General features: G+C 64.2%; 3 protein-coding genes. All 3 read right to left on the bottom strand.

Going from position 1 to position 2,749, the window contains the following annotated elements; all coding sequences use genetic code 11:
• The coding region (locus tag OBACDRAFT_RS24650) for a thiamine phosphate synthase (RefSeq protein WP_043589885.1) at positions 1-675 on the bottom strand (675 nt) is incomplete at its 3' end.
• A gap of 13 nt (positions 676-688) precedes the next feature.
• Positions 689-790 (bottom strand): sulfur carrier protein ThiS, encoded by a 102-nt coding sequence (gene thiS, locus OBACDRAFT_RS31335; protein ID WP_232767790.1) that lies wholly within the window; start codon positions 788-790, stop codon positions 689-691.
• A 108-nt stretch (positions 791-898) separates the two neighbouring features.
• A partial coding sequence (thiC, locus tag OBACDRAFT_RS24640) for a phosphomethylpyrimidine synthase ThiC (protein WP_043589882.1) occupies positions 899-2,749 on the bottom strand: 1,851 nt, incomplete at its 5' end.

Here is a 2,749-nt window from a genome sequence, read left to right as displayed (position 1 = left end):
AGGCTTGGGGATTTTAGATTGGAAAGTGCGCCAGGTGGCGAGGGGGTCGGGGGATTGCCAGAGGGCTCCCAGAATGGCGGCGCCGTCAAAGCCGAGGGCGGCGGTGGCAGCGAGGTGGTCGGGTGTGATGCCGCCTAGGGCGAGGATTTGGGGTGTGCGGTTTGCGGAATGTGGTTTGCGGAATGGTCGGGCGTGGAGGTGGGCGGAGAGTTCGGGGAGCGGGAGGTGGGTTGGGGAGGGGGCGTGGTCGGGTTTGGAGATGGAGAGGAAGATGGGAGAGACGAGAAGGGTGTCGTGGGTTGGTGGATACGTGGTGAGGGCGGTGTGGAGTTCGGCTAGGGTGTGGATGGGGCGGGAGTGGGAGAGGGCGGCGGTTGGGATAAAATGCCCGTGCCAATCGGAGGCGGGCGAGACGCCCGCGCCACTTTGTCGATCGTGGAGGCCGCCGATAGAGTAGTCGTCGGCGAGGTCGTGGTGGGTGTGGAGAATGAGGCGGGGATGGTTTTTTTGCGGGATGGCGTCGAGGTGGGCGGCGAGGCGGGCGCGGGTCCACGTGGGTTTGCGGATGTGGTAGCGGGTGAGTCCGGCGTCGAAGAGCGCAGGGAGCAGGGCGAGTTCGCGCGGGTGTTCGTCGGGCGGGGAAATGACGGCGAGGTGGAAGGGAGGCGATGGCATGAGGCGTGGTGTGTCAGCCGCCTTGCGTGGCTTGGATGATGAGGATGCGGTCGGCGTCGTGGAGTGAGTGTGCGGGCCATGTGGCGCGTGGGATGACGGTGTCGTTGACGGCCACGGCGATGCCTTTGCGGTCGGCTTGGCCGAGTTCGGCGAGGAGCGCGGCTAGCGTGAATGTGGCCGGGGGGGGGGGGGAAGCTGCGAGGCTGATCGTTGATGTGGATTGTCATTGTTTTTCAGATACAGTGGCAGTGGTGTAGATTTCACCGCCGGTTTGGGTGAATTGGGCGGATTTTTCGCGGAGACCGGCTTCGATGGCTTCGGTGGTGTCGAGGCCTTTTTCCTGGGCGTAGCGACGGATGTCGTCGGTGATTTTCATGGAGCAAAAATGCGGGCCGCACATGGAACAGAAGTGGGCGGTCTTGGCGCTTTCCTGCGGGAGGGTTGCGTCGTGGTATTCGCGTGCGCGTTCGGGGTCGAGGGAGAGGTTGAATTGGTCTTCCCAACGGAATTCGAAGCGGGCTTTGCTGAGGGCGTTGTCGCGGTATTGGGCGGCGGGGTGGCCTTTGGCGAGGTCGGCGGCGTGGGCGGCGATTTTGTAGGCAATGACTCCGGCACGGACGTCGTCGCGGTCGGGGAGGCCTAGGTGTTCCTTGGGCGTGACGTAGCAGAGCATCGCGGTGCCGTGCCAGCCGATGTGGGCGGCACCAATGGCGCTGGTGATGTGGTCGTAGCCGGGGGCAATGTCGGTGGTGAGGGGGCCGAGGGTGTAGAAGGGGGCTTCGTCGCACCATTCAAGTTGGCGGGTCATGTTTTCTTGTATCATGTGGAGGGGTACGTGGCCGGGGCCTTCGTTCATGACTTGCACGCCGCGAGCCCAGGCGCGGCGGTTGAGTTCGCCTTGGGTTTTGAGTTCGCCGAATTGGGCGGCGTCGTTGGCGTCGGCAATGGAGCCGGGGCGGAGTCCGTCGCCAATGGAGAAGGAGACGTCGTAGGCGGCGCAGATGTCGCAGATGTCGTCCCAGTGGGTGTAGAGGAAGTTTTCCCGGTGATGGGCGAGGCACCATTTGGCCATGATGGAGCCGCCACGGGAAACGATGCCGGTCATGCGGCGGGCGGTGAGGGGGATGTAACGGAGGAGGACGCCGGCGTGGATGGTGAAGTAGTCCACGCCTTGCTCGGCTTGTTCGATGAGGGTGTCGCGGAAGATTTCCCAGGTGAGGGCTTCGGGGCGTCCGTTGACTTTTTCGAGGGCTTGATAAATGGGGACGGTGCCGACGGGGACGGGGCAGTTGCGGAGTATCCACTCGCGGGTTTGGTGGATGTTCTTGCCGGTTGAGAGGTCCATGAGGGTGTCGCCACCCCATTTGATGGACCAACGCATTTTCTCGACTTCTTCGTCGATGGAGGAGGCAACGGCGGAGTTGCCGATGTTGGTGTTGATTTTGACGAGGAAGTTGCGGCCGATGATCATCGGTTCGAGTTCGGGGTGGTTGATGTTGGCGGGGATGATGGCGCGTCCGCGGGCAACTTCGCTGCGGACAAATTCGGGTGTAATTTCTTTTGGGATACACGCGCCGAGAGGTGCGCCGGGGTGTTGGGAGGAAAGGGCCGAGGGCTGAAGGCGGGAGGTTTCGCGGATGGCGACGAATTCCATTTCGGGCGTGATGATGCCGGCGCGGGCGTAGGCGAGTTGCGTGGGGCGGCAGCCGGGGCGGGCGCGAAGGATGGCGGGCTTGCGGCCCGAACGTTCGACGTTCAAGTGGCTGGCGCGGTGGGTTTCGGAGAGGTAGCCGTCGTCGATGGGTTGCACGGGGCGGCCTTCGATGGGTTCGGTGTCGTTGCGTTCGGCGATCCAAGCGGCGCGGAGGAGAGGGAGGCCTCGGGTTGGGTCGGCGTGGAAGGTGGGGTCGCCCCAGGCACCAGAGGTGTCGTAAACGCGGACGGGGTCGTTGGGGGTTTCGGAGCCATTGGGGCCGCGAGTGGGGGAGAGCGTGATTTCGCGGAGGGGGACGCGGATGTCGGGGCGCGAGCCGGTGGCGTAAATGCGGGTGGAGGCGGGGAAGAGGGTGTGTGC

Source organism: Geminisphaera colitermitum TAV2, from assembly GCF_000171235.2.
GTDB lineage: Bacteria > Verrucomicrobiota > Verrucomicrobiia > Opitutales > Opitutaceae > Geminisphaera > Geminisphaera colitermitum.
The sequence above is the reverse complement of the archived record's forward strand: the minus strand, read 5'-3'. Positions and strand labels throughout refer to the sequence as shown.